20 protein-coding genes are annotated in these 23,969 nt (G+C 48.4%); all 20 read left to right on the top strand.

The genetic code is table 11. The annotated features are described in order from the left end of the window. The first annotated feature begins 13 nt into the window (after positions 1-13). On the top strand, positions 14-1,192 hold the full coding sequence (locus tag AM506_RS05635; protein WP_060671510.1) for a dihydrolipoamide acetyltransferase family protein: 1,179 nt from the start codon (positions 14-16) through the stop codon (positions 1,190-1,192). Next, the gene (locus AM506_RS05630; protein WP_060671509.1) at positions 1,193-2,620 is read left to right on the top strand and encodes a dihydrolipoyl dehydrogenase family protein; all 1,428 of its coding nucleotides are present in this window, start codon (positions 1,193-1,195) and stop codon (positions 2,618-2,620) included. It abuts the gene before it with no gap. A 120-nt stretch (positions 2,621-2,740) separates the two neighbouring features. Further along, positions 2,741-3,856, top strand: coding sequence for a 4-hydroxyphenylpyruvate dioxygenase (gene hppD, locus AM506_RS05625; RefSeq protein WP_060671508.1), 1,116 nt, complete (start codon positions 2,741-2,743; stop codon positions 3,854-3,856). 186 nt (positions 3,857-4,042) lie between these two features. Next, positions 4,043-5,152 (top strand): histidinol-phosphate transaminase, encoded by a 1,110-nt coding sequence (gene hisC, locus AM506_RS05620; RefSeq protein WP_060671507.1) that lies wholly within the window; start codon positions 4,043-4,045, stop codon positions 5,150-5,152. Then, complete coding sequence (locus AM506_RS05615; RefSeq protein WP_060671506.1) at positions 5,153-5,764, top strand: flavin reductase family protein; 612 nt, start codon at positions 5,153-5,155, stop codon at positions 5,762-5,764. 6 nt (positions 5,765-5,770) lie between these two features. Continuing rightward, positions 5,771-6,754, top strand: a complete 984-nt coding sequence (locus AM506_RS05610) for a fumarylacetoacetate hydrolase family protein (RefSeq protein WP_060671505.1) — start codon at positions 5,771-5,773, stop codon at positions 6,752-6,754. Continuing rightward, positions 6,702-7,847 (top strand): homogentisate 1,2-dioxygenase, encoded by a 1,146-nt coding sequence (locus AM506_RS05605; protein ID WP_060671504.1) that lies wholly within the window; start codon positions 6,702-6,704, stop codon positions 7,845-7,847. Before AM506_RS05610 ends, AM506_RS05605 begins: the two co-directional genes overlap by 53 nt. 503 nt (positions 7,848-8,350) lie before the next feature. Then, on the top strand, positions 8,351-9,250 hold the full coding sequence (gene ilvE / locus AM506_RS05600; protein WP_060671503.1) for a branched-chain-amino-acid transaminase: 900 nt from the start codon (positions 8,351-8,353) through the stop codon (positions 9,248-9,250). 15 nt (positions 9,251-9,265) lie between these two features. Then, on the top strand, positions 9,266-10,933 hold the full coding sequence (ilvD, locus tag AM506_RS05595; protein ID WP_060671502.1) for a dihydroxy-acid dehydratase: 1,668 nt from the start codon (positions 9,266-9,268) through the stop codon (positions 10,931-10,933). A 334-nt stretch (positions 10,934-11,267) separates the two neighbouring features. Next, on the top strand, positions 11,268-12,989 hold the full coding sequence (gene ilvB, locus AM506_RS05590) for an acetolactate synthase large subunit (protein ID WP_060671501.1): 1,722 nt from the start codon (positions 11,268-11,270) through the stop codon (positions 12,987-12,989). After that, positions 12,986-13,510, top strand: coding sequence for an acetolactate synthase small subunit (gene ilvN, locus AM506_RS05585; protein ID WP_034761039.1), 525 nt, complete (start codon positions 12,986-12,988; stop codon positions 13,508-13,510). Before ilvB ends, ilvN begins: the two co-directional genes overlap by 4 nt. A 53-nt stretch (positions 13,511-13,563) precedes the next feature. Beyond that, entirely contained in the window at positions 13,564-14,595 is a 1,032-nt protein-coding gene (gene ilvC, locus AM506_RS05580; RefSeq protein ID WP_060671500.1) for a ketol-acid reductoisomerase, read from the top strand. Next, a complete protein-coding gene (locus tag AM506_RS05575; RefSeq protein WP_060671499.1) occupies positions 14,582-16,132 on the top strand; it encodes a 2-isopropylmalate synthase in 1,551 nt (516 codons plus the stop codon). The genes ilvC and AM506_RS05575 overlap by 14 nt, the downstream gene beginning before the upstream one ends. 61 nt (positions 16,133-16,193) lie before the next feature. Next, positions 16,194-17,306, top strand: coding sequence for a 3-isopropylmalate dehydrogenase (leuB, locus tag AM506_RS05570; RefSeq protein ID WP_060671498.1), 1,113 nt, complete (start codon positions 16,194-16,196; stop codon positions 17,304-17,306). Between the two features lie 100 nt (positions 17,307-17,406). Beyond that, positions 17,407-18,822 (top strand): 3-isopropylmalate dehydratase large subunit, encoded by a 1,416-nt coding sequence (gene leuC / locus AM506_RS05565; protein WP_060671497.1) that lies wholly within the window; start codon positions 17,407-17,409, stop codon positions 18,820-18,822. A gap of 12 nt (positions 18,823-18,834) precedes the next feature. After that, positions 18,835-19,440, top strand: a complete 606-nt coding sequence (gene leuD, locus AM506_RS05560; protein ID WP_060671496.1) for a 3-isopropylmalate dehydratase small subunit — start codon at positions 18,835-18,837, stop codon at positions 19,438-19,440. Next, positions 19,440-20,423 carry a threonine ammonia-lyase gene (gene ilvA / locus AM506_RS05555; protein WP_235576048.1) on the top strand — a complete coding sequence of 328 codons (984 nt, stop codon included), beginning with the start codon at positions 19,440-19,442 and terminating at the stop codon, positions 20,421-20,423. Before leuD ends, ilvA begins: the two co-directional genes overlap by 1 nt. A 220-nt stretch (positions 20,424-20,643) precedes the next feature. Beyond that, positions 20,644-21,942, top strand: coding sequence for a homoserine dehydrogenase (locus tag AM506_RS05550; protein ID WP_060671495.1), 1,299 nt, complete (start codon positions 20,644-20,646; stop codon positions 21,940-21,942). Continuing rightward, the gene (thrC, locus tag AM506_RS05545) at positions 21,939-23,000 is read left to right on the top strand and encodes a threonine synthase (RefSeq protein WP_060671494.1); all 1,062 of its coding nucleotides are present in this window, start codon (positions 21,939-21,941) and stop codon (positions 22,998-23,000) included. Before AM506_RS05550 ends, thrC begins: the two co-directional genes overlap by 4 nt. Further along, positions 22,997-23,932 (top strand): homoserine kinase, encoded by a 936-nt coding sequence (thrB, locus tag AM506_RS05540; RefSeq protein ID WP_060671493.1) that lies wholly within the window; start codon positions 22,997-22,999, stop codon positions 23,930-23,932. Before thrC ends, thrB begins: the two co-directional genes overlap by 4 nt. Positions 23,933-23,969 lie beyond the last annotated feature (37 nt).

Raw genomic sequence — 23,969 nt, 5'->3', positions numbered from 1 at the left:
AAGGAGGGAGTCCATGGAAGTTAAGCTTCATGATATAGGGGAAGGGATGACAGAAGCCAACATCAATCACTTTCTTGTGAAAGTGGGGGATGTCGTGAGAGCGGATCAACCACTTGTAGAGGTACAAACAGATAAAATGACGGCGGAGATCCCGGCACCTTTTTCAGGTGTGATCAAGGAATTCACCGTAAATGAAGGTGAGACGATTCCCGTTGGATCGACGGTCCTGTTGATGGAAAAGGAACATAGTGAGGCAACCCGCCGTACTGTTCCCCAAACGACCCAGGTCTCGAAGAAGAAAAGGATCCTTGCTTCCCCGTATACGAGAAAAATCGCAAGGGAAAATGGGATCAACATAGAAGAAGTGGTCGGTTCCGGAGCAGGGGGGAGAATTGTCGATGAAGATGTTCTCCTCTATATGAAAGGGGAAGTCGGGCCGCCTCCTAAACCCGAGGAAGAACGTGTGGCCACTGTTCAAGTGACTACTGAAGAGCACACCGGTCACACCATCCCTTTCCGGGGCAGAAGAAAACAGATCGCTTCCAAAATGTCACAGTCGCTCAGAACGATTCCGCATTGTACTCATTTTGAAGAAATCGACGTAACGAATCTATTAGTCTGGAAAGATACGATGAAACGGTGCGGCCAGTCCATTTCCATGGGGGCGTATTTTGTCAAAGCCCTTTCTGTTTGTTTAAAAGAGTTCCCGATCTTCAATGCACGCCTCAATGAAGAAGAAGAGTGCGTCAAGCTTCAATCCCAGCATAATATCGGTATCGCAGTCGATACAGATGAAGGTCTGATCGTCCCTGTCATCAAAGGGGTGGAAGGGAAAACGATGAAAGAAATCCAGGCTGAAATGAAGGCGCTCACCGTTAAGGCGCAGGAAGGCAAGCTTGCGATGAAAGAGATCAAAGGAGGTACCTTCACGGTCAGCAATGTCGGCCCGTTGAACGGTTCGATCGGAGCCACTCCGATCATTAACGAACCGGAAGTGGCCCTCGTCGCCTTTCATAAAACGAAGAAGCGTCCGATGGTGAATGATAAGGACGAAATTGTCGTCCGCTCCATGATGAATGTATCCATGTCATTTGATCACAGAGTGGCGGATGGCGGTACGGCCGTGACGTTCACGAATCGTTTAAGAGATTTGATTGAAGAGCCTCAATCCATGCTTTTGGAGTTGATGTAAATGGTAGTGGGAGAAATTACAGAAGAAAAAGACGTTGTTGTCATCGGAGGAGGTCCAGGCGGCTATCACGCAGCGATCAGAGCAGCCGGCCTCGGTAGACACGTCACGCTGATCGAACGGGAGGCTCTTGGGGGGACCTGTTTAAATAAGGGATGCATCCCGTCAAAGGTATTCACCCATTTTGCCCAGGAATTCAAAAAGACGAAACACCTGAAGGAAATGGGAATGGAGTTTGGGGAAGTAGAAGCAAACCTTGCGACTCTTCAACACTATAAACATAAAAAAATCACCCAGCTCAGAAGCGGTGTGGAATCCCTCTGTAAAGCGAATATGGTGGAAATCGTAAAAGGGACGGCATCCTTTCTGTCAGAATCCCGTATAGGGGTCGAAAATGGTCATGAGTTCAGTCTTCTTAATTTTAAAGAGGCGATCGTGGCGACAGGTGGAGAATTTCACTACCCGGATGAAATCATCTTCGATGGGGGTACTGTCCTGAAGGAAAGACAGGTTTTTGAGCTGGAGGAGATTCCCCGGGAACTGATCGTATATGGTGCAGATTATATTTCATTGGAGATTGCGTCCGTTTTCACAACATTGGGAAGTCGTGTCACGTTAATCTTGAGTGAAGAATTAGCACTCGATACCTCCCTGGCTAAAGAATTGTCCAGGCAGTTCAAAAAACAAAAAATCAGTGTCATCAAAAATTGCGTGCTGAAAAAAGCCTGCAAAAGGGACGGACATGTCATCGCTGAGATCGAAAAAGAAAACGGAGAAACGGTCTCCGTCGAAGGCTCTCACTTTGTCGTGACCGGACAAGTGAAACCGAACCTATCAGAACTTGGTCTCGACCGTCTCCGGATGGAAATAACCGACGAGGGCTATATCCAGACAGATCGGGAGGGACGGACCTCCATTCCCCATATTTGGGCGATCGGGGATGTGACGGAAGGTCCGTCCCTCGCAGTGAAGGCGATCAAGCAGGGGAAGGCGGTTGCAGAGGCCATGGCGGGACTTCCGGTAGAGGTGGATCTGCGGTTTGTGCCTACGGTGGTACAGATGAGTCCTCCGATGGCGTACGTGGGCCTTACAGAAGAGGAAGCAGAGAGGCAGGGCTATTCGGTCACAGTGAGTGAGAACCCCGTCAGAGGAAATGGGTACGCCCAGCTTACAGAGGAGAAGGACGGATTCGTCAAAGTCGTGTCAGACAGTGAAACGGATATCATCCTAGGTGTCCATATGATGGGAATGGGCGCGGGCGAGCTGATCACTGCAGGTGTAATGGGACTAGAAATGGCAGCGAGGGATGAGGACTTTCGCTTTCCCCTCTATCCCCACCCAAGCATGAATGAGACCATGCTCGAAGCAGTAGAAGGATTAAAGGGGGATGCTGTACATATGCCTCCCCGAAAAAAGGAACCAGCGAGATAAAAAGAGGGACGGACTTCATCACAGAGAAGCGTCTAAGCTTTACTAGCCGCTCTTGAGAAGTCCTGTGAAACTATTTAATATAATATTCAGAATATACTAACGTTTAATGGAGGGGTTAATATGCAAGAGAACGTGGCAAAAAAGCAGGCTAAGGTAGAAGAGGTCTTCCCGGTAAGGGATGTAGACTATTTAGAGTACTATACAGGGAATGCAAAGCAGGCAGCCCACTTCTTCTGTACAGCATTCGGCTTTAAGACCGTTGCCTATTCAGGACTAGAAACGGGCAATCGCGACACGGTATCCTATGTACTGCAACAAAACAAAGTAAGATTGCTCATTACAGGAAGTCTGCACGAAGGAAGCCGGGTATCCCAATTCGTGAAGAAACACGGAGACGGCATCAAAGACATCGCCCTTGTCGTGGATGATGTTGAAAAGGCTTACAATGGAGCCGTGGAACAGGGTGCGATTGAAATCATGCCTCCTTCAACACTCGAAGATGATCAGGGAAAAGTGAAGAAAGCCGTGATCGGTACATATGGGGATACGATCCATACACTAGTGGAACGTAAGGATTACAGAGGGATTTTCATGCCTGGCTTTGAAAAATATGATACTGCTCTCAAAAATGAAGATGCGGGCATCATCGCTGTCGACCACGTCGTCGGAAACGTGGAGCGCATGGAAGAGTGGGTGGAATACTACGAAAAAGTGATGGGCTTCAAGGAAATGCGTCACTTCACGAATGAAGACATTACAACCGAATATTCTGCCCTGATGTCCAAGGTCATGCATAACGGCGGCCGCATCAAGTTCCCGATCAATGAACCTGCTGAAGGAAAACGCAAATCACAAATCCAGGAGTATCTTGAGTTCTATGGTGGTCCAGGAGTGCAACATATTGCCATCCTGACAGAGGATATTGTGAAGACAGTCGGGATCCTTAAGGAAAATGGAGTGGAGTTCTTAAACACTCCGGATTCCTACTACGAAATGCTCTCAGAGCGTGTAGGTGAAATCGATGAAGAGATTTCGCAAATTAAAGAGTTGAATATTTTAGTAGACCGGGATGACGAAGGGTATCTGCTTCAAATTTTCACGAAGCCAATCGTTGATCGTCCTACACTATTCATCGAAGTGATCCAGCGTAAAGGGGCAAGAGGATTCGGCGAAGGAAACTTTAAAGCACTATTCGAATCCATCGAGCGTGAACAGGAACGCAGAGGAAACCTATAAATAAAAAAATAGACAGATAGAACATATATAACGGGGGTCAAAGGACCGGTCAGGGGGTTAACTCATGAAGAGATTAGCTGCTTCTACGCTTAATATCGTACAGATTGCAGGTACATATTTGAACGGGGAGATAAGCTAACACATGGGTCGACCCCCTTCATCCATGAGGAAGGCGAGGGTATATGTATGACATTGAAGTTCAAAACAAGAGAAGCGGTCACACATATCGCTCCATATGTGCTGGGGAAGACACTTCTGGACTTAAAGAAGGAGCACGGGCTCAGTTCCATCAGAAAGTTATCGGAAAATGAAAATATATATGGCTGCTCTCCGAAAGTAAAAGAGTGGTTTAAAGAGAACGGAAGCGACCTGTTTTTGTATCCGGACGGGGCTGCGGTTGATCTGAGTCAAAAAGTTTCAGCATTCTTAGGGGTTCCGATAGAACAACTCGTATTCGGGAACGGATCGGATGAAGTGATCCGACTGTTGACGAGGGCCTACTTGAATAGCGGCGACGAAGCGATCATGGCCGACGTGACGTTTCCCAGGTACCAGACCAATGTGTTGATAGAAGGAGGCACTCCGGTCATTGTCCCTCTGGTAGAAGGTACACATGACTTACAAGGGATGCTTGACCATATCACGCAAAAAACAAAGATCATCTTTGTGTGCAATCCGAATAATCCGACGGGTACCATCGTCGGGAAAAAAGAGCTTCTGCATTTTATCGAGAACGTACCGCCAGACATCCTGGTGGTGGTCGATGAAGCCTATATGGAGTACGTGACAACCGATGATTATTTAGAAACCCTGCCGCTTCTGCCTGCTTTCGAAAATCTGATCGTCCTCAGGACATTTTCGAAAATATATGGCCTTGCCGGACTAAGGGTCGGATTCGGGGTCATGAATGAAGAAATAGCTGGACAGCTCCGTAAAGTGAAGGATGTCTTCAATGTGAATACCGTTGCTCAGAAATCGGCGATCATTGCCCTGGAAGATCAGGCGTTTATAAGGGAGTGCACCCATAAGAACGAACAGGGTCGTCATGATTTGGAGAGGGAATTCGACCGATTGGGCTTATCCTATTTCCCTTCTCAATCGAACTTTATCATGGTGGATACAGGGTTGAATGGGGACATGGTTTCTTATGAACTTGTCAAAAGGGGTCTCGTCGTCCGTTCAGGAACGCTTCTCGGATATCCGACCACGGTCAGGGTCACGATTGGAACCGAAGAGGATAATAAACGATTTGTTGGAGCTCTGGAAGCCATTTTAAATAATGAAGGGGTGAACTAAATGGATATCAAACCCCAGTCGCTTGAGTGGCAGGCAGCTTATAAATTGATGATCGGCTCGATCCTGCCAAGGCCGATTGCCTTCGTATCATCCCTTGATGAAAAAGGGATTGCAAATCTGGCACCTTACAGCTTCTTTACGGCGATTTCTGCAGAGCCTATGCTTGTCTGTTTCTCCCCGATGAGAAGAGGGAAAGATGGCAGCAAAAAGGATACCCTCCAGAACATTGAGAAAACGAAGGAATTTGTCATCAATATCGTAAGTGAAGAGTTCGTGGAGGAGATGAACAACTGTGCCATTGAATTTGAATCCGTCGTTGATGAATTTGAACAGGTCGGGCTTACGAAGAAAGACTCGATCACGGTAAAACCGCCGGGAGTAACGGAAAGCAAGGTTCAGTTGGAATGCGTTCTTCATGACGTTCTTCACTTCGGCGATCATCCAGGTGCAGGGAGCCTGGTCATCGGGAAGGTAGAATGTGTGAGAATCAATGATGAACTCTATTATGACGGGAAAATAGATTCAGGGAAACTCAAACCGGTGGGAAGGCTTGCCGGTCAGATGTACACCAAACCATTATCCGATTCATTTGAATTGATTCGAAAAAGGTGATATGACGTGAAGCTTGTTAGTTTTATAAAAGAAGGAGAAGTGAGGGCCGGAATCGTTCAGGATGATCTTGTCGTAGACATCCATGCTGTAAGCGGCGGGTCACTCCCTGAAGATATGGTATCCATCATCGATCTTGGTGATGAAGGGCTGAAACGGATGAAGGAGCTGGGTGCTTTTTCAGAGGGAGACGAGGGAGTGTATCCATTACGGGACGTCACACTGAAGGCACCGATTCCAAGACCTGTCAGCATCAGGGATTTCTATGCGTTTGAAGAGCATGTGAAAACGGCCCGTAAACGGAGGGGGCTCGACGTGGTGCCGGAATGGTATGACTTCCCCGTCTTCTATTTTACCAATCATTTGGCCGTCAAGGGTCCCCTCGATCATATTGAAAGGCCGGCTGGCTGTGAGTGGCTGGATTATGAACTGGAAATTGCCTGCGTCATCGGTAAAGAAGGCCGGAATATTTCCAGCGACCATGCGGAAGACTTCATTTACGGATATATGATCATGAACGACTGGAGTGCAAGGGACATTCAGAAGCATGAAATGAAAGTCGGACTCGGTCCTGCGAAAGGAAAAGATTTTGCCACATCTTTCGGTCCCTGTTTAGTGACGAAGGATGAGATGGATACTTATCGCAGTGGTGACCGTCTTGACCTGCCCATGACGGCTAAAGTGAATGGGAAGCTTTTATCACAGGGGAATTATCAGGATATTCATTATACATTTGGAGACATGATTGAACGCGCATCGAAAGACGTCACCCTGTATCCCGGTGAGGTGATCGGATCCGGTACGGTTGGAACCGGCTGTATTTTAGAGCTTGGTCCCGAGAAGCATCCGTGGTTGAAGCCCGGGGATGTGGTGGAATTAGAGATTAAGGGATTAGGAGTTTTAAAGAATACGATTGCAGAGAGAAGAGAGGAGGAAGACCATGTACTATCGACAAATGGGGAGCATACCTCACAAACGTCACACCATGTTTAAAAAGGACGACGGCACCCTCTACAGGGAGCAGGTGATGGGGACGAAGGGGTTCTCGGGAACACAGTCGATTCTGTATCATCATCATTTGCCGACGGCAGTGGCGAAAACAGAGTATTTAGGCAGTTATATGCCGGAATTTGAGGAAGAAGGTGCTCTTCGCCATCGACATTTCATTACAGATAAGGTAGAAAAGAAAGGCTGTGCCTTAAAGAGCCGTGAGTATTTACTTGGTAATTCCGATCTTTTGATTGGGACTGCCTATGTCACAGAAGAGATGACAAGCTTTTACCGGAATGGTGATGGAGATGAGATGCTTTATATCCATTTTGGTAAAGGAAAGGTAGAGACGATGTTCGGAACGATCACGTATGGAAAAGGTGATTATGTGGTGATTCCGATCGGCACCATCTACCGTGTACTTCCTGAAGAAGAGACGAAGATGCTGATCGTCGAGTCATTCAGTCAGATCACGACTCCTCGTCGCTACCGCAACGAGTACGGGCAACTACTGGAACACAGTCCGTTCTGTGAACGGGATCTGCGCGGCCCGGAAAAGCTTGAAACCAAGGATGAAAAGGGCGAGTTTGAGGTGATCACCAAGTCAAGGGGTGCGCTCCATTCCCACGTATTGAATCACCATCCACTTGACGTCGTGGGATGGGATGGATATTTGTATCCGTGGGTATTCAACATAGAAGATTTCGAGCCAATCACCGGTCGTGTCCATCAGCCGCCTCCTGTTCATCAAACGTTTGAAGGGCATAACTTTGTGGTCTGCTCATTCGTGCCGCGGTTATATGATTACCATCCAGAATCGATTCCGGCTCCGTATAATCACAGCAACGTGAATAGTGATGAGCTGCTGTATTATGTTGAAGGAAACTTCATGAGCAGAAAAGGAATCAAGAAAGGATCAATCACCCTTCATCCGAGCGGAATCCCACACGGTCCTCATCCAGGAACGACGGAAGCCAGTATCGGAAAAAAAGAAACGTTGGAGCTCGCTGTCATGATCGATACCTTCAAGCCGTTGAAAATTGTCAAAAAAGCAAACGATGTCGAAGATGAGAATTATATGTATACATGGGTATAGAAGAATCAATCCAGAGGCCTTGCTGTCTGGATTGATTCTTTTTTTTTGAATGGAAAGGCATGTTGCTTAAAAAGTAAAATGGTGAAAAGGATGCACCTGTCCCGATCCATCCTGGGTACAAACTCCCCGAACCCCCATTCCTGTAGCATTTTGTCGAAAAATTTTGGATCGGGATATTCGCCACTTCTGAATGACCATTCACCCCCCTGATGAAAAAAATCTCAAAAAAATTTTTCTAACCATAAACTCTATTAGGACAAAGATGTAAGCGTTTACTTATAATCAGATTAATCTAAATAGTCAAATAATTCACAAAAACCCTGTTGACCTTCCTGTGAAACGGGAGTAATATTGTCCTCAATATAAAAACCTGAGCCGGCGGGAAGCGGCAGTCATAAACCGATTCAGCCCCCTCTCCACAGGCTTACAGTCAACGTACTTTCGTTGCAAAAATAAATTTCAGAATAATCAAATAAATTTCAACCGGGAAAGGAATGATTAACATGAACGAACAGTGGATCTACTTAGACGGGCAGTACGTAAAAAAGGAAGACGCAGTTGTATCTGTGTACGACCATGGTTTTCTATATGGAGATGGAGTGTTCGAAGGGATTCGAATGTACGATGGGAACGTGTTCCGTCTGGAAGAACATGTTGATCGCCTTTATGACTCTGCAAAATCAATCATGTTGCACATTGAGCTCTCTAAAGAAGAGATGAGCGACATTATCGTTGATACATTGAAAAAAAATCAGTTGGAGAATGCCTACATACGGGTGGTCATTTCCAGGGGTGTTGGAAACTTGGGATTGGATCCATTCACTTGTAAAAAGCCACAAATCATCGTCATCGCAGAACAGCTGGCCCTTTTCCCTAAAAGCTTATATGAAACGGGCATCGATATCGTTACCGTCGCTAGCCGGAGAAATCGTGCGGATGTTCTGTCACCCAAAGTTAAATCATTAAACTACTTAAATAACATTCTCGTTAAAATCGAAGCAAATCTTGCAGGCGTAAGCGAAGCATTGATGTTGAATGATCAGGGATATGTAGCAGAAGGATCTGCGGATAACATCTTCATCGTGAAAAAAGGAAAAATCCTCACGCCGCCAGGATATGTAGGGGCGCTGGAAGGGATTACCCGGAATGCCATCATCGAAATCGCCGAAAAATCAGGTTTCGTAATGAAAGAAGAAGTTTTCACCCGGCATGATGTATACACGGCAGATGAAGTGTTCTTAACAGGGACAGCCGCTGAAGTCATTGCCGTTGTAAAAGTTGACGGACGCGTCATCGGAGACGGAAAACCTGGAAAGTATACGAAACAATTATTGCAGGAATTCAGAAACACTGTCACGCAAGATGGAAGAAAAGTTTACAAACAAAATGCTCAAGTCGGCTAAGTTGGAGGTGATGACGTGCGAAGTGACATGATCAAGAAAGGGATCGACCGGGCTCCCCACCGCAGTTTACTATATGCGACGGGAGTCAAGCTCGAAGACATGGAAAAACCATTTATCGGGGTGTGTAACTCTTACATCGACATCATACCCGGTCATATGCATTTAAACGGATTCGCCCAGGTGGTGAAAGAAGCGATCCGGGAAGCAGGGGGAATCCCCTTCGAATTCAATACGATCGGTGTCGACGACGGGATCGCCATGGGTCATATCGGAATGAGGTACTCACTCCCGAGTCGGGAACTGATTGCCGACTCAGCAGAAACCGTCATCAACGCTCACTGGTTCGACGGGGTGTTCTACATTCCGAACTGTGACAAGATCACACCGGGAATGCTAATGGCATCAGTCAGAACCAATGTCCCTTCCGTTTTTGTATCGGGTGGCCCGATGGAAGCGGGTGTTTCGAGCGATGGAAAACCGTTGTCCCTCGTATCTGTTTTCGAGGGAGTCGGAGCTCATCAGTCAGGAAGGATGACGGCGGAACAGCTTCTCGACATTGAAGCCAATGCGTGTCCGACTTGCGGATCATGTTCCGGGATGTTCACGGCGAACTCCATGAATTCCTTGATGGAAATGCTGGGAATGGCTCCACCGGGGAACGGGACGATCGTAGCCACCTCAGAAGAACGGCACAAATTGATCAAGGACGCAGCGAAACATCTTGTAGAAATGGTGAAAAAAGATATCAAGCCACGAGATATCATAACGGAGGACACGATCGATGACGCGTTCGCTTTGGATATGGCAATGGGAGGTTCAACGAATACTGTCCTTCACACCCTGGCGATTGCCAATGAGGCAGAAATCGATTACGACATCAACCGGATCAATAAAGTCGCTGAACGGGTTCCCTATTTATCCAAAATAAGCCCGGCATCCGATTACTCCATGCAGGATGTTCACAATGCTGGAGGCGTCAGCGCCATCATTAAAGAGCTGTGTGAAATGGAAGCTGTACACAAAGACCGCATCACCGTTACGGGAAAATCCCTTTATGAAAATGTGAAGGATGCTCATATTCAAAATGATGATGTCATCCGCCGCAGGGAAAATGCCCACAGTCCAGTCGGGGGATTATCCGTCCTCTTCGGGAATATCGCTCCAAATGGCGGTGTCATCAAGGTAGGGGCAGTCGACCCATCCATTAAAACATTCATGGGTGAAGCGATCGTATATGAATCCCAGGATGAAGCCCTTGCCGGAATTGAAAGCGGAGAAGTAAAAGAAGGTCATGTGGTCGTCATCAGATATGAAGGTCCTAAAGGCGGACCGGGGATGCCGGAGATGCTGGCACCGACGGCAGCCATTGCAGGACGTGGGCTTGAGAAGCAAGTCGCACTCATGACAGACGGCAGATTTTCAGGAGCATCCCGGGGCATTTCAATCGGGCATGTTTCCCCTGAAGCAGCTGAAGGAGGGCCGATCGGGGTGGTGGAAAATGGAGATCCCATCTTCATTGACCTCACGAACCGGACGATTTCCCTTATGGTTTCTGAAGAAGAGTTGAAGTTCAGACAACAGGAGTGGGTACAGCCTCCTCCGAAAATCAAAAAAGGGTATCTTGCAAGATATGCCAAACTTGTTACATCAGCTAGTACAGGTGGAATCTTGAAAACGGAATAAGTGAAAGCGTTGAAGAGGTAAAAGGATTGGGAACCGTATTTTCAGAGAGCTGGTGGTGCTGCAAACCAGTAATACAACCAATACCGACATCCCCTCTGAGTATCGTTCTGAACCGTGTAAGTAGGAACGATCGAGTAGATGATACTCGTTACAAAAACAAAGGCCGGTGAAACCGATCGGCCTGCAAAGGGAGATGCTTCGGTGTCTCTGAACTAGGGTGGTACCGTGGAAAGGAAGTAAGGCCTTTTCGCCCCTGCGAAAGATGAACTCTGTCGTAGTGGGTGGAAAGGTCTTTTTTGTTTGAAAGAAAAAGTAATAAAGGAGGAGATAGGCAATGAGAGCGAAGGTAGAGGCAGAACTGGCTTCACAGAAACTGGCGGAATATGTCAACGGTGCTGATATGCTCATGAAGTCGTTGAAGGAGGAAAAGGTTGAGATTCTGTTTGGGTATCCTGGAGGAGCGGTCTTGCCGATTTACGATGCTCTTTACAAAGCCCCGATCAAGCACGTACTCGCCCGTCATGAGCAGGGGGCCATCCACGCGGCGGAAGGATACGCCAGGGTATCGGGAAAACCGGGTGTGGTCATCGCCACTTCAGGACCCGGTGCAACGAATCTCGTGACAGGGATCGCTGATGCCATGATGGACTCACTGCCTCTGGTCGTCTTCACCGGGCAGGTGGCTTCAGGGGTGATCGGAACCGACGCATTCCAGGAAGCGGACGTTGTAGGCATTACGATGCCGATCACAAAGCATAATTACCAGGTACGGGATCTCAAAGATTTACCGAGGATTGTGAAGGAAGCTTTTCACATTGCGTCAACGGGCAGGCCGGGACCGGTACTCGTAGATATTCCGAAAGACTTGACTCTGCAGCAAGCGTATCCCGTTCATGAAGTGGAGATGGATCTCCCTGGGTATCAGCCTAATTTCCAACCTAATCCCCTCCAAATCAAAAAACTGGTGGATGCGATCAAGGTTTCGAAACAGCCCGTCATCTTAGCGGGTGCGGGAGTCCTCCATGGAAAGGCGACCGAGGAATTGAGGACGTTCGCTGAACAATATGACATCCCGGTGGTTCACACCTTATTGGGATTAGGGGGATTCCCTGCAGACCATTCCCTTTTTCTTGGCATGGCAGGGATGCACGGGTGTTATGCAAGTAATATGGCCCTCCATGAATGCGACTTGCTCATTAATATCGGTGCCCGTTTTGATGACAGGTTAACAGGGAATCTTGCTACCTTTGCACCAAGGGCCAAAGTGGTGCATATCGACATCGACCCTGCTGAGATCGGGAAGAACGTTGAAACACAGATCCCGATCGTAGCCGATGCGAAACAGGCGCTTGCCAGACTCCTTCAGCATGAGACCGAGAAGCCTGATTTTGATGCCTGGCATCAGCACCTTCAGTCATATAAAAAGGAATATCCTTTCTGGTATAACCAGGCTCATGATGTGTTATCCCCTCAGCGGTTGATCGAGCAGGTGTACGAAATGACGAATGGCGAAGCCGTCGTCACAACGGATGTGGGACAGCATCAAATGTGGGCGGCACAATACTATTCTTTTAAAAAGCCGAATAACTGGGTCACATCCGGAGGACTCGGCACGATGGGATTCGGATTCCCCGCAGCCATCGGAGCACAGCTCGCCAATCCCGACAATACGGTGGTTGCGTTTGTAGGAGATGGGGGATTCCAGATGACTCTCCAGGAGCTTGTTCTCCTGAAAGAGCTGAACCTTCCTGTTAAAGTGGTCCTTCTCAATAACGGGACACTTGGAATGGTGAGACAGTGGCAGGAAACCTTCTTCGAAAAGAGGTATTCGCAATCGGTGTTCTCCACCCAGCCTGATTTTGTGAAGCTGGCCGAATCATATGGGATCAAGGGGTACAAAGTGAAGACCCAGGAGGAAGTGGATACTGTGTTAAAAGAAGCCTTAACAAGTGATGAACCCGTGCTCATCGATTGCTGGGTGAATCCGAAGGAAAATGTCTACCCGATGGTGGCTCCAGGAAAAGGATTACACGAAATGTTAGGGGTGAAACCATGAGGAAACGGATTGTAACCGCCCTTGTTCATAACCGGAGCGGTGTCTTGAACCGGGTGACCGGATTGTTTACAAAGCGTCAGTTCAACATCGAAAGTATTTCGGTCGGATATACAGAAACGGAAGGAATTTCAAGGATGACCTTCGTCGTCAATGTAGAGGACGATCGCAAAATCGAACAGCTGTTAAAGCAGCTCCATAAACAGATCGATGTCCTCAAGGTTTCCGACATCACAGATCAAGGAGTCGTCGCCAGGGAGCTCGCACTCATCAAGGTGCTGAGCACAGGACAGACCAGGTCGGAAATCAATGGAATCGTGGAACCCTTTAGAGCTGCCATCATTGATGTGGCCAGGGACAGCGTGACGGTGCAGGTAACGGGGGAGACATCCAAGATAGAAGCCATCATCGATCTATTAAGACCTTATGGCATCAAGGAAATCGCCCGTACAGGCATCACGGCTTTTGCCAGGGGAAATGGAAAATCGGTCACGGATCTGAAGCAGTATTCAATCGTGAATTAGAAGCTCCACATTTATAAAAACTAATTATTCAAAAAATGGAGAGGATGAGGGAAATGGTAAAGGTATATTATAACGGAGATGTGAATGAAGAGGTTTTAAAAGGGAAGAAAGTAGCGGTCGTCGGTTATGGCTCACAAGGTCACGCACATGCTCAAAATCTGAAGGAAAGCGGATTTGATGTTGTAGTGGGATTGAGAAAAGGAAAGTCGTGGGACCAGGCGGAAAAAGACGGATTTGAAGTCTACTCCGTGCGGGAAGCATGTGAACAGGCGGACGTCATCATGGTTCTCCTTCCGGATGAGTATCAGCCGAAAGTGTATGAGGCAGAAATCAAGCCGGCCCTGTCATCAGGCAAAGCACTCGCATTTGCACACGGATTCAATATCCATTTCCATCAAGTCGTCCCTCCGGAAGATGTGGATGTATTCCTGGTAGCACCTAAAGGACCGGGACACCTGGTAAGAAGGACATTTGAAGAAGGAGCCGGAGTGCCTGCACTCTTTGGGGTTTATCAAGACGCTTCAGGGCAAGCCGCAGAACTGGCGCTGGCGTATGCAAAAGGGGTAGGCGCAGGACGTGCAGGAATTCTTGAGACATCCTTCCAGGAAGAAACGGAAACCGATCTATTCGGGGAACAGGCAGTCCTGTGTGGAGGGGTGACATCCCTGGTGAAAGCAGGATTTGAAACGCTGGTCGAAGCCGGTTATCAGAAAGAAGTCGCCTATTTCGAGTGCTTACACGAATTGAAACTGATTGTCGACCTGATGTATGAACAAGGGTTGGAAGGCATGCGCTATTCAATCTCAGACACAGCTCAATGGGGAGATTTCGTGTCAGGTCCACGGGTCGTGAACGAAGAAACGAAAGCCCGCATGAAGGAAGTATTGACGGATATCCAAACAGGAAAATTTGCGAAGGGATGGATCCTCGAGAATCAGGCGAACCGTCCGGAATTCAACGCCATCAATCATCGTGAAAGTCAGCACCCGATTGAAGTCGTTGGAAGAGAACTTCGTAAAATGATGCCATTTGTACAAAAACCTTCAACTAAAGAAAAGGAAGTGGTAGCGAGTGCGAACCATTGAGATCTTTGACACAACTCTACGGGACGGAGAACAGTCAGCGGGCGTAAATCTTAATACAATTGAAAAGATCGAGGTGGCGAAACAACTTGAGAGACTGGGAGTGGACGTCATTGAAGCTGGATTTCCTGCAGCTTCAAAAGGGGATTTCGATGCCGTGCAACGGATCGGTTCCACCATCAAGAACAGCTCGGTAACGGGGCTTGCACGGGCGCAGCAGCGGGACATCGATGCCGTTTGGGAATCCCTTAAAGGAACGGCCGAACCAAGGCTGCATGTCTTCCTTGCAACGTCGCCCATCCACATGACCCATAAGCTGAAGATGTCACCGGATCAGGTCATCGATACAGCCGTCCAGGCCGTTCAGTACGCGAAGAAATTTTTCCCGGTGGTTCAGTGGTCGGCGGAAGACGCGTGCAGATCGGATCTCAACTTTTTAGTAAAGATCATGGAAAGGGTCATTGATGCAGGAGCTTCCGTCATCAATCTTCCTGACACGGTGGGGTATATCACCCCTCATAAATACGGTGAATTGTTTCGATACGTAAGAGAGAATGTCCCGAATATCGACGGGGTGAAGCTATCGGCACACTGCCATGATGACCTTGGCATGGCGACGGCCAATTCCCTTGCAGCCATTGAAAACGGAGCCGATCAAATTGAGGGAACCATCAATGGAATCGGTGAACGTGCCGGGAATGCTGCATTGGAAGAAGTGGCGGTGGCCCTTCGGATCCGTGAAGATTTTTACGGAGCGACGACCAGACTGAAGCTTGATGAAATCAAGAAAACAAGCTCTCTTGTCAGCAAGCTGACCGGGATGAGGGTACCTGCCAACAAAGCGGTCGTAGGGGATAATGCCTTCGCACATGAATCGGGGATCCATCAGGATGGCGTATTGAAAGAGAAAACAACTTACGAAATTATCACACCGGAACTGATTGGAGTAAACTCCAACCGTCTCGTCCTTGGAAAACATTCAGGACGTCACGCTTTCAAGAATAAAGCCGTCGAGCTGGGCTTTGACTTAACGGATGAGAAGTTGAATGAAGCATTTCACACATTTAAAGATCTTGCGGATAAGAAGAAGGAAATCGTAGATGAAGATCTCTTCAGCATCCTGACGAATAAGCAGACGGAAATGACTGAAGGTGTCGGGTTTACACTGGAAAGAATGCAGGTTCAATACGGCATGGACAATATCCCGACGGCCACGATCGAATTGAAGTTTGAAGACGGAAACGTAACCCGCCTTGCTTCAACGGGTTCCGGTAGCGTGGAAGCGATCTACAATACCATTGAAAAAATCCTACCGGGCAAGTCCAGGCTGTTGGATTACAAAATCAACTCAGTGGGCGGCGGTCGTGACGCCCTCGCCGAAGTGTATGTCCGACTGGAGTATGACGGTGAAAATACAAGCGGACGCGGAACCGCTCAAGATGTATTGGAAGCATCAGCCCGGGCGTATTTAAATGCTGTGAACCGCTCGGCACAGCGATCACACATGAAAGAGAAAGAAGCAGTGGAAGCGAGCTTATAACCAACGGGGGGCCTTGAACTTCAAGACTCCTCCTAAACCCATAAAACAGGAGGTAATTCTAATGAAGAAAAAAATCGTTGTACTACCAGGAGACGGTATCGGTCAAGAGATTATGGACGGGGCATTAGAAGTACTGAAGGCAGTGGGTGATTGGTTCGGTCATGAATTCGAAGTGGAGAAAGGTTTCATCGGCGGAGCGGCCGTTGATCGCTTCGGTACACCGTTACCTCCTGAAACAATCAAGCTTTGTAAAGCGAGCGATGCCGTTCTATTAGGGGCAGTCGGAGGACCGAAGTGGGAGCACCTTCCGAAAGAAATCCGTCCTGAAAAAGGACTCCTGGCCATCAGAAAAGAGTTCGACCTTTTCGCAAATCTGCGCCCGGTGAAGGCTTTTGAAAGTTTACTGGGGGCATCCCCCCTCAAACGGGAGATTGTTGAAGAAGTAGATTTGGTGATTGTCAGAGAACTGACGGGAGGATTGTACTTCGGTCAGCCGTCCGGTCGCCAGGGAAAACGGGATGAAGTAGCCGTCGACACCCTTGTATATGAAAAAAGTGAAATCGAACGGATCGTTCACAAGGCATTCAAGCTGGCTCAAAAGCGCAAGAAAAAACTAACGTCCGTCGACAAGGCAAACGTTCTGGAAACGAGTCGAATGTGGAGGGAAGTCGTAAATGAAGTGGCGGCTGAATACCCGGATGTAGAAGTCGAACACATGCTTGTGGATGTCGCAGCCATGAAGCTGATGTATCAGCCGAAACAATTCGATGTGCTCGTGACCGAGAACATGTTCGGGGATATCCTGAGCGACGAAGCCTCCATGATCACAGGCTCACTTGGAATGCTTCCTTCCGCCAGTTTAAGAGGGGACTCATTCGGACTTTACGAACCCGTTCACGGATCAGCCCCTGATATCGCCGGAAAAGGAAAAGCCAATCCACTCGCTATGATCCTATCGGTTGCCATGATGCTGCGTCATTCCTTCGGCTTGAAAGAAGAAGCGGAAATGATCGAAATGGGGGTCCAGGAAGTGCTGAATGCAGGCTACCGGACAGGAGACCTGTGGACGATGGGACGCGGAACCGTCGTCGGAACGGGTGCCATGAGTCAACTGGTCGTAGAGCGTCTGGAAGCGGATCATGCCCTGTCTTCCATCCTGGCAGCGTACTTGTAATAGAGAATTTCACCGTATTAAAACGAAGGTGACCGGAGCAGGAATCAACGACGACTCGCTCTTCATCGAAATAAAATCTTACCAAATCAGGAGGGAGTTCATGGCAGGGAAAAATATCATCGAAAAGATATGGGAAAAACACATCGTACACAGGGAAAAGGGCAAGCCGGATTTATTATATATCGATCTTCACCTTGTACATGAAGTAACGTCCCCCCAGGCATTCGAGGGGCTGCGCTTGAAAGAACGCAAGCTGCGGAGACCGGACCTGACTTACGCGACCATGGACCACAACGTTCCGACAAGAGAGCGTCACATTGTCAGAGATGAGATCGCCAGACTGCAAATGGAGACGTTGAAGAAAAACTGTGAAGAATTCGGCGTCGCCCTTGCCGACATCCATCATCCCGATCAAGGTATCGTCCACGTCATCGGTCCTGAACTGGGTCTGACCCAACCGGGGAAAACGATTGTGTGCGGAGACAGCCATACTTCAACCCATGGTGCGTTCGGGGCACTCGCCTTTGGAATCGGGACGAGTGAAGTGGAGCATGTACTGGCGACCCAGACCCTCTGGCAATCAAAGCCCCGGACACTTCAAGTGGAGGTGTCCGGGGAACTCGGATTCGGTGTCACGGCAAAAGACGTCATCCTGAACATCATTTCCACCTATGGAGTGGGATTCGGGACCGGATATGTCATCGAATTCACGGGAGACGTGATTCGCAATCTGTCCATGGAAGAAAGAATGACCGTCTGTAATATGAGCATTGAAGCAGGTGCGAAAGCCGGATTGATCAGTCCCGACGAAACGACCTTTGACTATTTAGAGGGAAGGGAATACCTTCCTAAGAACAAATCGTTCCAACAGTGCAAGGAAGAGTGGAAATCCCTGACAAGCGATCGTGACGCCACCTATGATCATAGAATCGAGGTGAGGGGTGAAGAAATCGAACCTCATGTGACATGGGGGACGAATCCGGGGATGGGAGCAGGAATTTCAAGGTCCGTCCCTCACCCGGATGAGTACGTGGACCCTTCTGAAAGGGAAGGGGTGGAGCGGGCGCTTCACTATATGGGGCTTGAATCCGGAATGAGAATCGAGGACATCGAGGTTGATTATGTATTTATCGGTTCTTGTACGAATTCACGCTTGAGTGACTTGAGGGCGGCCGCTGAAGTGGTGAAAGGATACAGTGTAAAGCAGGGCGTCACCGCTTTGGTTGTTCCCGGCTCGTTTAAAGTGAAGAAAAAGGCAGAAGAGGAAGGCTTGGATACGATCTTTAAAGAAGCTGGTTTTGAGTGGAGGGAAGCGGGCTGCAGCATGTGCCTGGCCATGAATGACGACATCGTTCCACCCGGCAAACGCTGTGCATCGACTTCCAACCGGAACTTTGAAGGCAGGCAGGGAAATGGATCAAGAACCCATTTACTGAGTCCTTCCATGGCAGCAGCGGCTGCCGTGACCGGAAAATTGACTGACGTACGTAAGCTTGAAAAAATGCCAATTTCATAGGAGGTGAAAAGGGTGGCAATCAATCATGTGGAAGCCAGTGTATTTCCTCTCAGGAGAGACAATGTAGACACGGATCAAATCATACCGAAACAATTCTTGAAAAGGATCGAGCGTAAAGGATTCGGTCAGTACCTATTTTACCATTGGCGGTTTGAAGACGACGGGAAGTCCCTCAGACATGACTTCTTATTGGATACCCAAAAATACCGGGATTCTGAGATTCTCCTCGGCGGAAAGAATTTCGGGTGCGGGTCTTCCCGGGAACATGCACCCTGGGCCCTTCAGGACTATGGATTTCAGGTAATCATCGCGAAGAGCTTCGCGGACATTTTTTATAACAATTGTTTAAAGAATGGAATCCTGCCGATTCAACTGGATGAAAAAACAGTCGATGCTCTTATGAAGAATGAGAGTCAAGTAGATTTATATAAAATCGAAGTATCCCTTGAGCACCAGACTATCTGCGATTCCGAGGGACTGCGTGTCTCCTTTGACATTGATCCTTATTGGAAAACGATGCTTCTGAAGGGTCTGGATGAAATCGATTTAACTTTGCATTACGGTACACATATCGAAGACTACGAAAAAAAATATGAGGTGAGTGACTTGGGAATTTAATGGATAACACTGAAGTGGTAGAAGCAATGGAAAGAATCAGTCATCAGGTGCATCGAACACCGTTAAAGCAATCGTCAACGCTGAATGCGTTTACTGGTGGAGAGATCTATTTGAAAATGGAGAACCTGCAGCGGACAGGTTCCTTCAAAGTAAGGGGCGCCATGAATAAAATCATGTCATTGTCTGAAGAAGAAGCAGGGAGGGGCATCATTGCTGCGTCTGCAGGAAATCATGCCCAAGGAGTAGCGCTGGCTGCTTCTAAGCGCGGGGTCCCTTCAAAAATCTTCATGCCGAAACGGACGCCTTCTACTAAAGTTGCGGCAACGAAACATTACGGAGCTGAAATCGTTTTGACTGGAGACACCTATCAGGAAGCCTACGGGGCAGCACTTGAGGAGAAAATCAAAAAAGGCTCGACGTATGTTCATGCATTTGATGATCATAAAGTGATGGCTGGACAAGGGACAGTCGCACTGGAAATGCTTCAACAGCTCAGTGATTTAGACATGATTCTCGTCCCCGTCGGTGGAGGCGGTCTGCTGGCAGGGATGGCACTGGCCGTGAAAGCCTTTAATCCCCGCGTGCAAATTGTCGGCGTGCAGGCACTGGGAGCGCCGGCTACGTATAACTTTTTTACAGGAAGCAATAAAGGTTCACTTGAGCATGTTCATACCATTGCAGACGGGATACTCGTCAAGAAGCCGGGAGAGCTTACGTTTCCGATCATCCGGAAGTATGTGGACGACATGGTCACCGTGACCGATGAAGAAATCTCCTATAGCATCATGTTCATGCTTCAACGGGAGAAAACCCTCGTCGAAGGAGCGGGAGCCGCATCCTTAGCGGCAGCCATGTGTCAAAAAGTCAAGGTACAGGGTAAGAGGGTGGGCTGCGTCATCAGTGGCGGGAACGCCGATCCGAGTAAAATCCCTGTTTACCGCGATTTGTCCAAGATGGCCAGACAGCTGCATCATATTGTGTAAAGATGGGACGGCTCTTAACTGCGTGAGTAGTTGGGAGCGGTCCTCTGTTTATAAGCGGTGGATTTAATTAAAAGCAATTCTCCTCATCTATGAAGATTGTAAGCTCTTACATTCTGAAAATACGCAAAAACCTATTGTAATAGGTAATTTTTTCAACTATAATGTCCACTATACAAATACAAATGTACATCAGAAATAAACAAATGGAGGTTTTCGGCTTATGGAATCAATTTCAATCGGACTTTTAGGACTCGGAACGGTGGGAGCCGGAGTGGTGAAGATAGTAGAGAATCATCAGGATAAATTGTCTCACCAGATCGGCTGCCCGGTGACGGTGAAAAAAGCCCTCGTTCAGGATTTAGAGAAAGACAGGGGACTGGATATCGGAAACAGCATATTGACCTTAAATCCTGAGGAAGTCCTGTTTGACCCTGAAATTGATATTGTGGTCGAGGTCATGGGTGGGATCGAAGCAACGAAGGAGCATCTCCTGCATGCTTTAAACGAAGGTAAGCATGTCGTAACGGCAAACAAGGATCTCATGGCCCTCCATGGCCCTGAATTACTGAGGGCTGCCTCAGAAAATGGCTGTGACTTATTCTACGAAGCAAGCGTTGCAGGAGGCATCCCGATTTTAAGAAGTTTAGTAGACGGCCTTGCGTCAGATCGCATCACGAAAATGATGGGGATCGTCAACGGGACAACGAACTTCATTTTGACAAAGATGACGAAAGAGGGACGGACCTTCGATGATGTCCTGAAGGAAGCCCAGGACCTCGGCTATGCAGAAGCGGATCCGACGGCAGATGTCGGTGGATTGGATGCGGCGAGGAAGATGGCGATCCTGTCCACATTGGGATTCTCCATGAATGTGGACCTTGCTGATGTGAAGGTGAAAGGCATCACGGAAGTAACGGGTGATGACATTGAATATGCCGGGCAGTTCGGCTACACGATGAAACTCATCGGGTACGCCCACCGGGAAGGGGAGAAGGTCGAGGTAAGCGTCGAGCCTACACTTCTACAAAATGAACACCCTCTCGCCTCTGTACATGATGAATATAACGCAGTGTACGTTTACGGCGAAGCAGTGGGAGAAACGATGTTTTACGGTCCGGGGGCAGGGAGTCTTCCTACAGCGACTGCTGTTGTATCGGATATGGTGGGAATCATGAAGAATATGAGACTGGGTGTAAACGGGAAGAGTGCCGTGAACCCCCAGTTCCCGAAGAAACTGAAAGAACCTGATGAAATTCATTCGAAATATTTCCTCCGCCTGCATGTTCAGGACGAAGTGGGCGTTCTAGCCAAACTGACGTCCATCTTCTCGGATCACGGAGTCGGTTTCGAGAAAATACTTCAGAATCCACTGGACAGTGATGAGTTTGCTGAAATCGTCCTGGTGACTCATAAGGCATCCCTGGAACATTACGAAGATATCCTGATGGAACTGAAGGATTATGAAGCGGTTCATTCGATTGAAAGCTCATACCGCGTAGAAGGAGGAGAAAAAGGATGAGGTGGAAAGGACTACTGGAGCAGTACGGAGAACATCTTCCATTAAATGCAGATACTCCTCTATTAAGCTTAAACGAAGGAAACACTCCATTGATCGAGCTGAAGTCGTTGTCCGAGGAATGGGGCATCGAGCTTTATGCAAAGGTGGAGGGGGCGAATCCGACAGGTTCCTTTAAGGACCGGGGGATGGTCCTTGCCGTTGCGAAAGCGGTGGAGTCCGGCAGCTCTACGGTCATTTGCGCTTCGACAGGCAATACTTCTGCATCAGCTGCAGCTTATGCAGCAAGGGCGGGAATCCATTGCATCGTCGTCATTCCGGAAGGGAAAATCGCTCAAGGGAAATTGGCTCAAGCCGTCATGTACGGTGCCGAGATCATTTCGATCGAAGGGAATTTCGATGAAGCCCTCGAGATTGTTCGGGAATTGAGTAAAACGGAATCCGTCACCCTTGTGAATTCCGTGAATCCATATCGATTGGAAGGACAGAAAACGGCGGCATTCGAGGTTATAGAAGGTTTAGGGGAAGCCCCGGATGTGCTTGCGATACCTGTTGGGAATGCAGGGAATATTTCAGCATACTGGAAAGGATTCAAGGAATATTCAGACCGCAGATTTTCATCGCTTCCCCGGATGTTCGGCTTTGAAGCATCAGGGGCAGCCGCTCTCGTCCATGACCGCGTATTTCCCCAGCCCGAGACGATCGCCACTGCCATCCGCATCGGAAACCCGGCAAGCTGGACATTGGCCGTCGACGCGCTGAAGGAATCAAACGGACATATAGATGAAGTGACGGATGAAGAAATCCTTGAAGCCTATCAGCTTATGGCAAGGAAAGAAGGGATCTTCGCGGAGCCGGCTTCATGCGCTTCCATCGCAGGGATTAAGAAGTCATTGGAAAAAGGGCTGCTTGAACAAGGGTCGAAGGTAGTCGCCGTATTGACGGGGAATGGCTTGAAAGATCCGGTTACAGCCATGGAGTGCAGCCCGGTCACACCTGTTAAGCTGCCAAACGATCGTGAAATGGTGAAGGATTATATTAAGGGAACGATCGGGGTATGAAGGGCCGACAACCGCGCTCGTGGAAAATCATCGTCCCAGGAAGCACAGCTAATTTAGGAGCCGGATTTGACTCACTCGGTTTGGCTTTGAATGTGTTCTTAACCGTTGAGGCACAAGAAGCAGACGACTGGCAGGTGATTCCACTGTCATCTGCCCTTGAAGTATTTCCGGATGATGAGTCCCATTTCATAGTAGAAGTGGTAAAGGAAGTGGCGGCTGAATATGGAAAGAAGCCTGCTCCGTGTCATTTGTACGTATCAAGTGATATCCCTTTGACGAGGGGACTCGGTTCCAGTGCAGCGGCCGTCGTGGCAGGGGTCGAGCTCGCCAATGCATTATGCAGTCTCAACTTGACCCAGGAAACGAAACTGGTGCTGGCCAATCGTTTTGAAGGTCATCCCGATAACGTAGGTGCGTCGCTCTACGGAGGGTTTGTCGTCAGCTGTCAGCATGAAAAGGGTGTTAACCTGATAACGGTACCTGATCTTCCGATTGATGTGGTATGTGTCATCCCGAAAGCAGAGCTGAAAACATCGGATTCAAGAAATGTCCTTCCGTCCACTCTATCGTTTTCAGAATCTGTGGGGGCCGGAGCTATATCGAATGTATTAGTGGCAGCGTTCCTGACCGGTGATTGGGAAATGGTCGGGAAAATGATGAAGCGGGATCGTTATCATCAGCCTCACCGGAGAAAGCTTCTTCCCCATTACGATGCTGTTGAAAAAGTGGCGGATCGATTCGGTGCCTTCGGCGTCGCTTTAAGCGGGGCGGGCCCGACGATTGCCTGCTTTGTGGAACGGGAAGCAAGTGAATGGCTCCACCGCCAGCTCGAACAATCCTTCCCATCCATGGATGTCCGTAAACTATCCATTGCCCAATCTGGCAGCAGCATCACCCTCCAACAACCAAAGGTCCGTCCCTCATCGCTTTAACGTAGTGAGGGACGGACCTTGTTTTTTATTGCTATCG

Source organism: Rossellomorea vietnamensis (genome assembly GCF_001305855.1).
Taxonomy (GTDB): domain Bacteria; phylum Bacillota; class Bacilli; order Bacillales; family Bacillaceae_B; genus Rossellomorea; species Rossellomorea vietnamensis_A.
Note: the sequence above shows the minus strand (reverse complement) of the source record. Positions and strands in the feature narration are given on the sequence as shown.

Excerpts from the sequence above, each read along its gene's own strand:
- AM506_RS05635 (WP_060671510.1), top strand. The coding sequence starts at position 14 with ATGGAAGTTAAGCTTCATGATATAGGGGAAGGGATGACAGAAGCCAAC.
- AM506_RS05630 (WP_060671509.1), top strand. The coding sequence starts at position 1,193 with ATGGTAGTGGGAGAAATTACAGAAGAAAAAGACGTTGTTGTCATCGGA.
- hppD (WP_060671508.1), top strand. The coding sequence starts at position 2,741 with ATGCAAGAGAACGTGGCAAAAAAGCAGGCTAAGGTAGAAGAGGTCTTC.
- hisC (WP_060671507.1), top strand. The coding sequence starts at position 4,043 with ATGACATTGAAGTTCAAAACAAGAGAAGCGGTCACACATATCGCTCCA.
- AM506_RS05615 (WP_060671506.1), top strand. The coding sequence starts at position 5,153 with ATGGATATCAAACCCCAGTCGCTTGAGTGGCAGGCAGCTTATAAATTG.
- AM506_RS05605 (WP_060671504.1), top strand. The coding sequence starts at position 6,702 with ATGTACTATCGACAAATGGGGAGCATACCTCACAAACGTCACACCATG.
- ilvE (WP_060671503.1), top strand. The coding sequence starts at position 8,351 with ATGAACGAACAGTGGATCTACTTAGACGGGCAGTACGTAAAAAAGGAA.
- ilvB (WP_060671501.1), top strand. The coding sequence starts at position 11,268 with ATGAGAGCGAAGGTAGAGGCAGAACTGGCTTCACAGAAACTGGCGGAA.
- ilvN (WP_034761039.1), top strand. The coding sequence starts at position 12,986 with ATGAGGAAACGGATTGTAACCGCCCTTGTTCATAACCGGAGCGGTGTC.
- ilvC (WP_060671500.1), top strand. The coding sequence starts at position 13,564 with ATGGTAAAGGTATATTATAACGGAGATGTGAATGAAGAGGTTTTAAAA.
- leuB (WP_060671498.1), top strand. The coding sequence starts at position 16,194 with ATGAAGAAAAAAATCGTTGTACTACCAGGAGACGGTATCGGTCAAGAG.
- leuC (WP_060671497.1), top strand. The coding sequence starts at position 17,407 with ATGGCAGGGAAAAATATCATCGAAAAGATATGGGAAAAACACATCGTA.
- ilvA (WP_235576048.1), top strand. The coding sequence starts at position 19,440 with ATGGATAACACTGAAGTGGTAGAAGCAATGGAAAGAATCAGTCATCAG.
- AM506_RS05550 (WP_060671495.1), top strand. The coding sequence starts at position 20,644 with ATGGAATCAATTTCAATCGGACTTTTAGGACTCGGAACGGTGGGAGCC.
- thrC (WP_060671494.1), top strand. The coding sequence starts at position 21,939 with ATGAGGTGGAAAGGACTACTGGAGCAGTACGGAGAACATCTTCCATTA.
- thrB (WP_060671493.1), top strand. The coding sequence starts at position 22,997 with ATGAAGGGCCGACAACCGCGCTCGTGGAAAATCATCGTCCCAGGAAGC.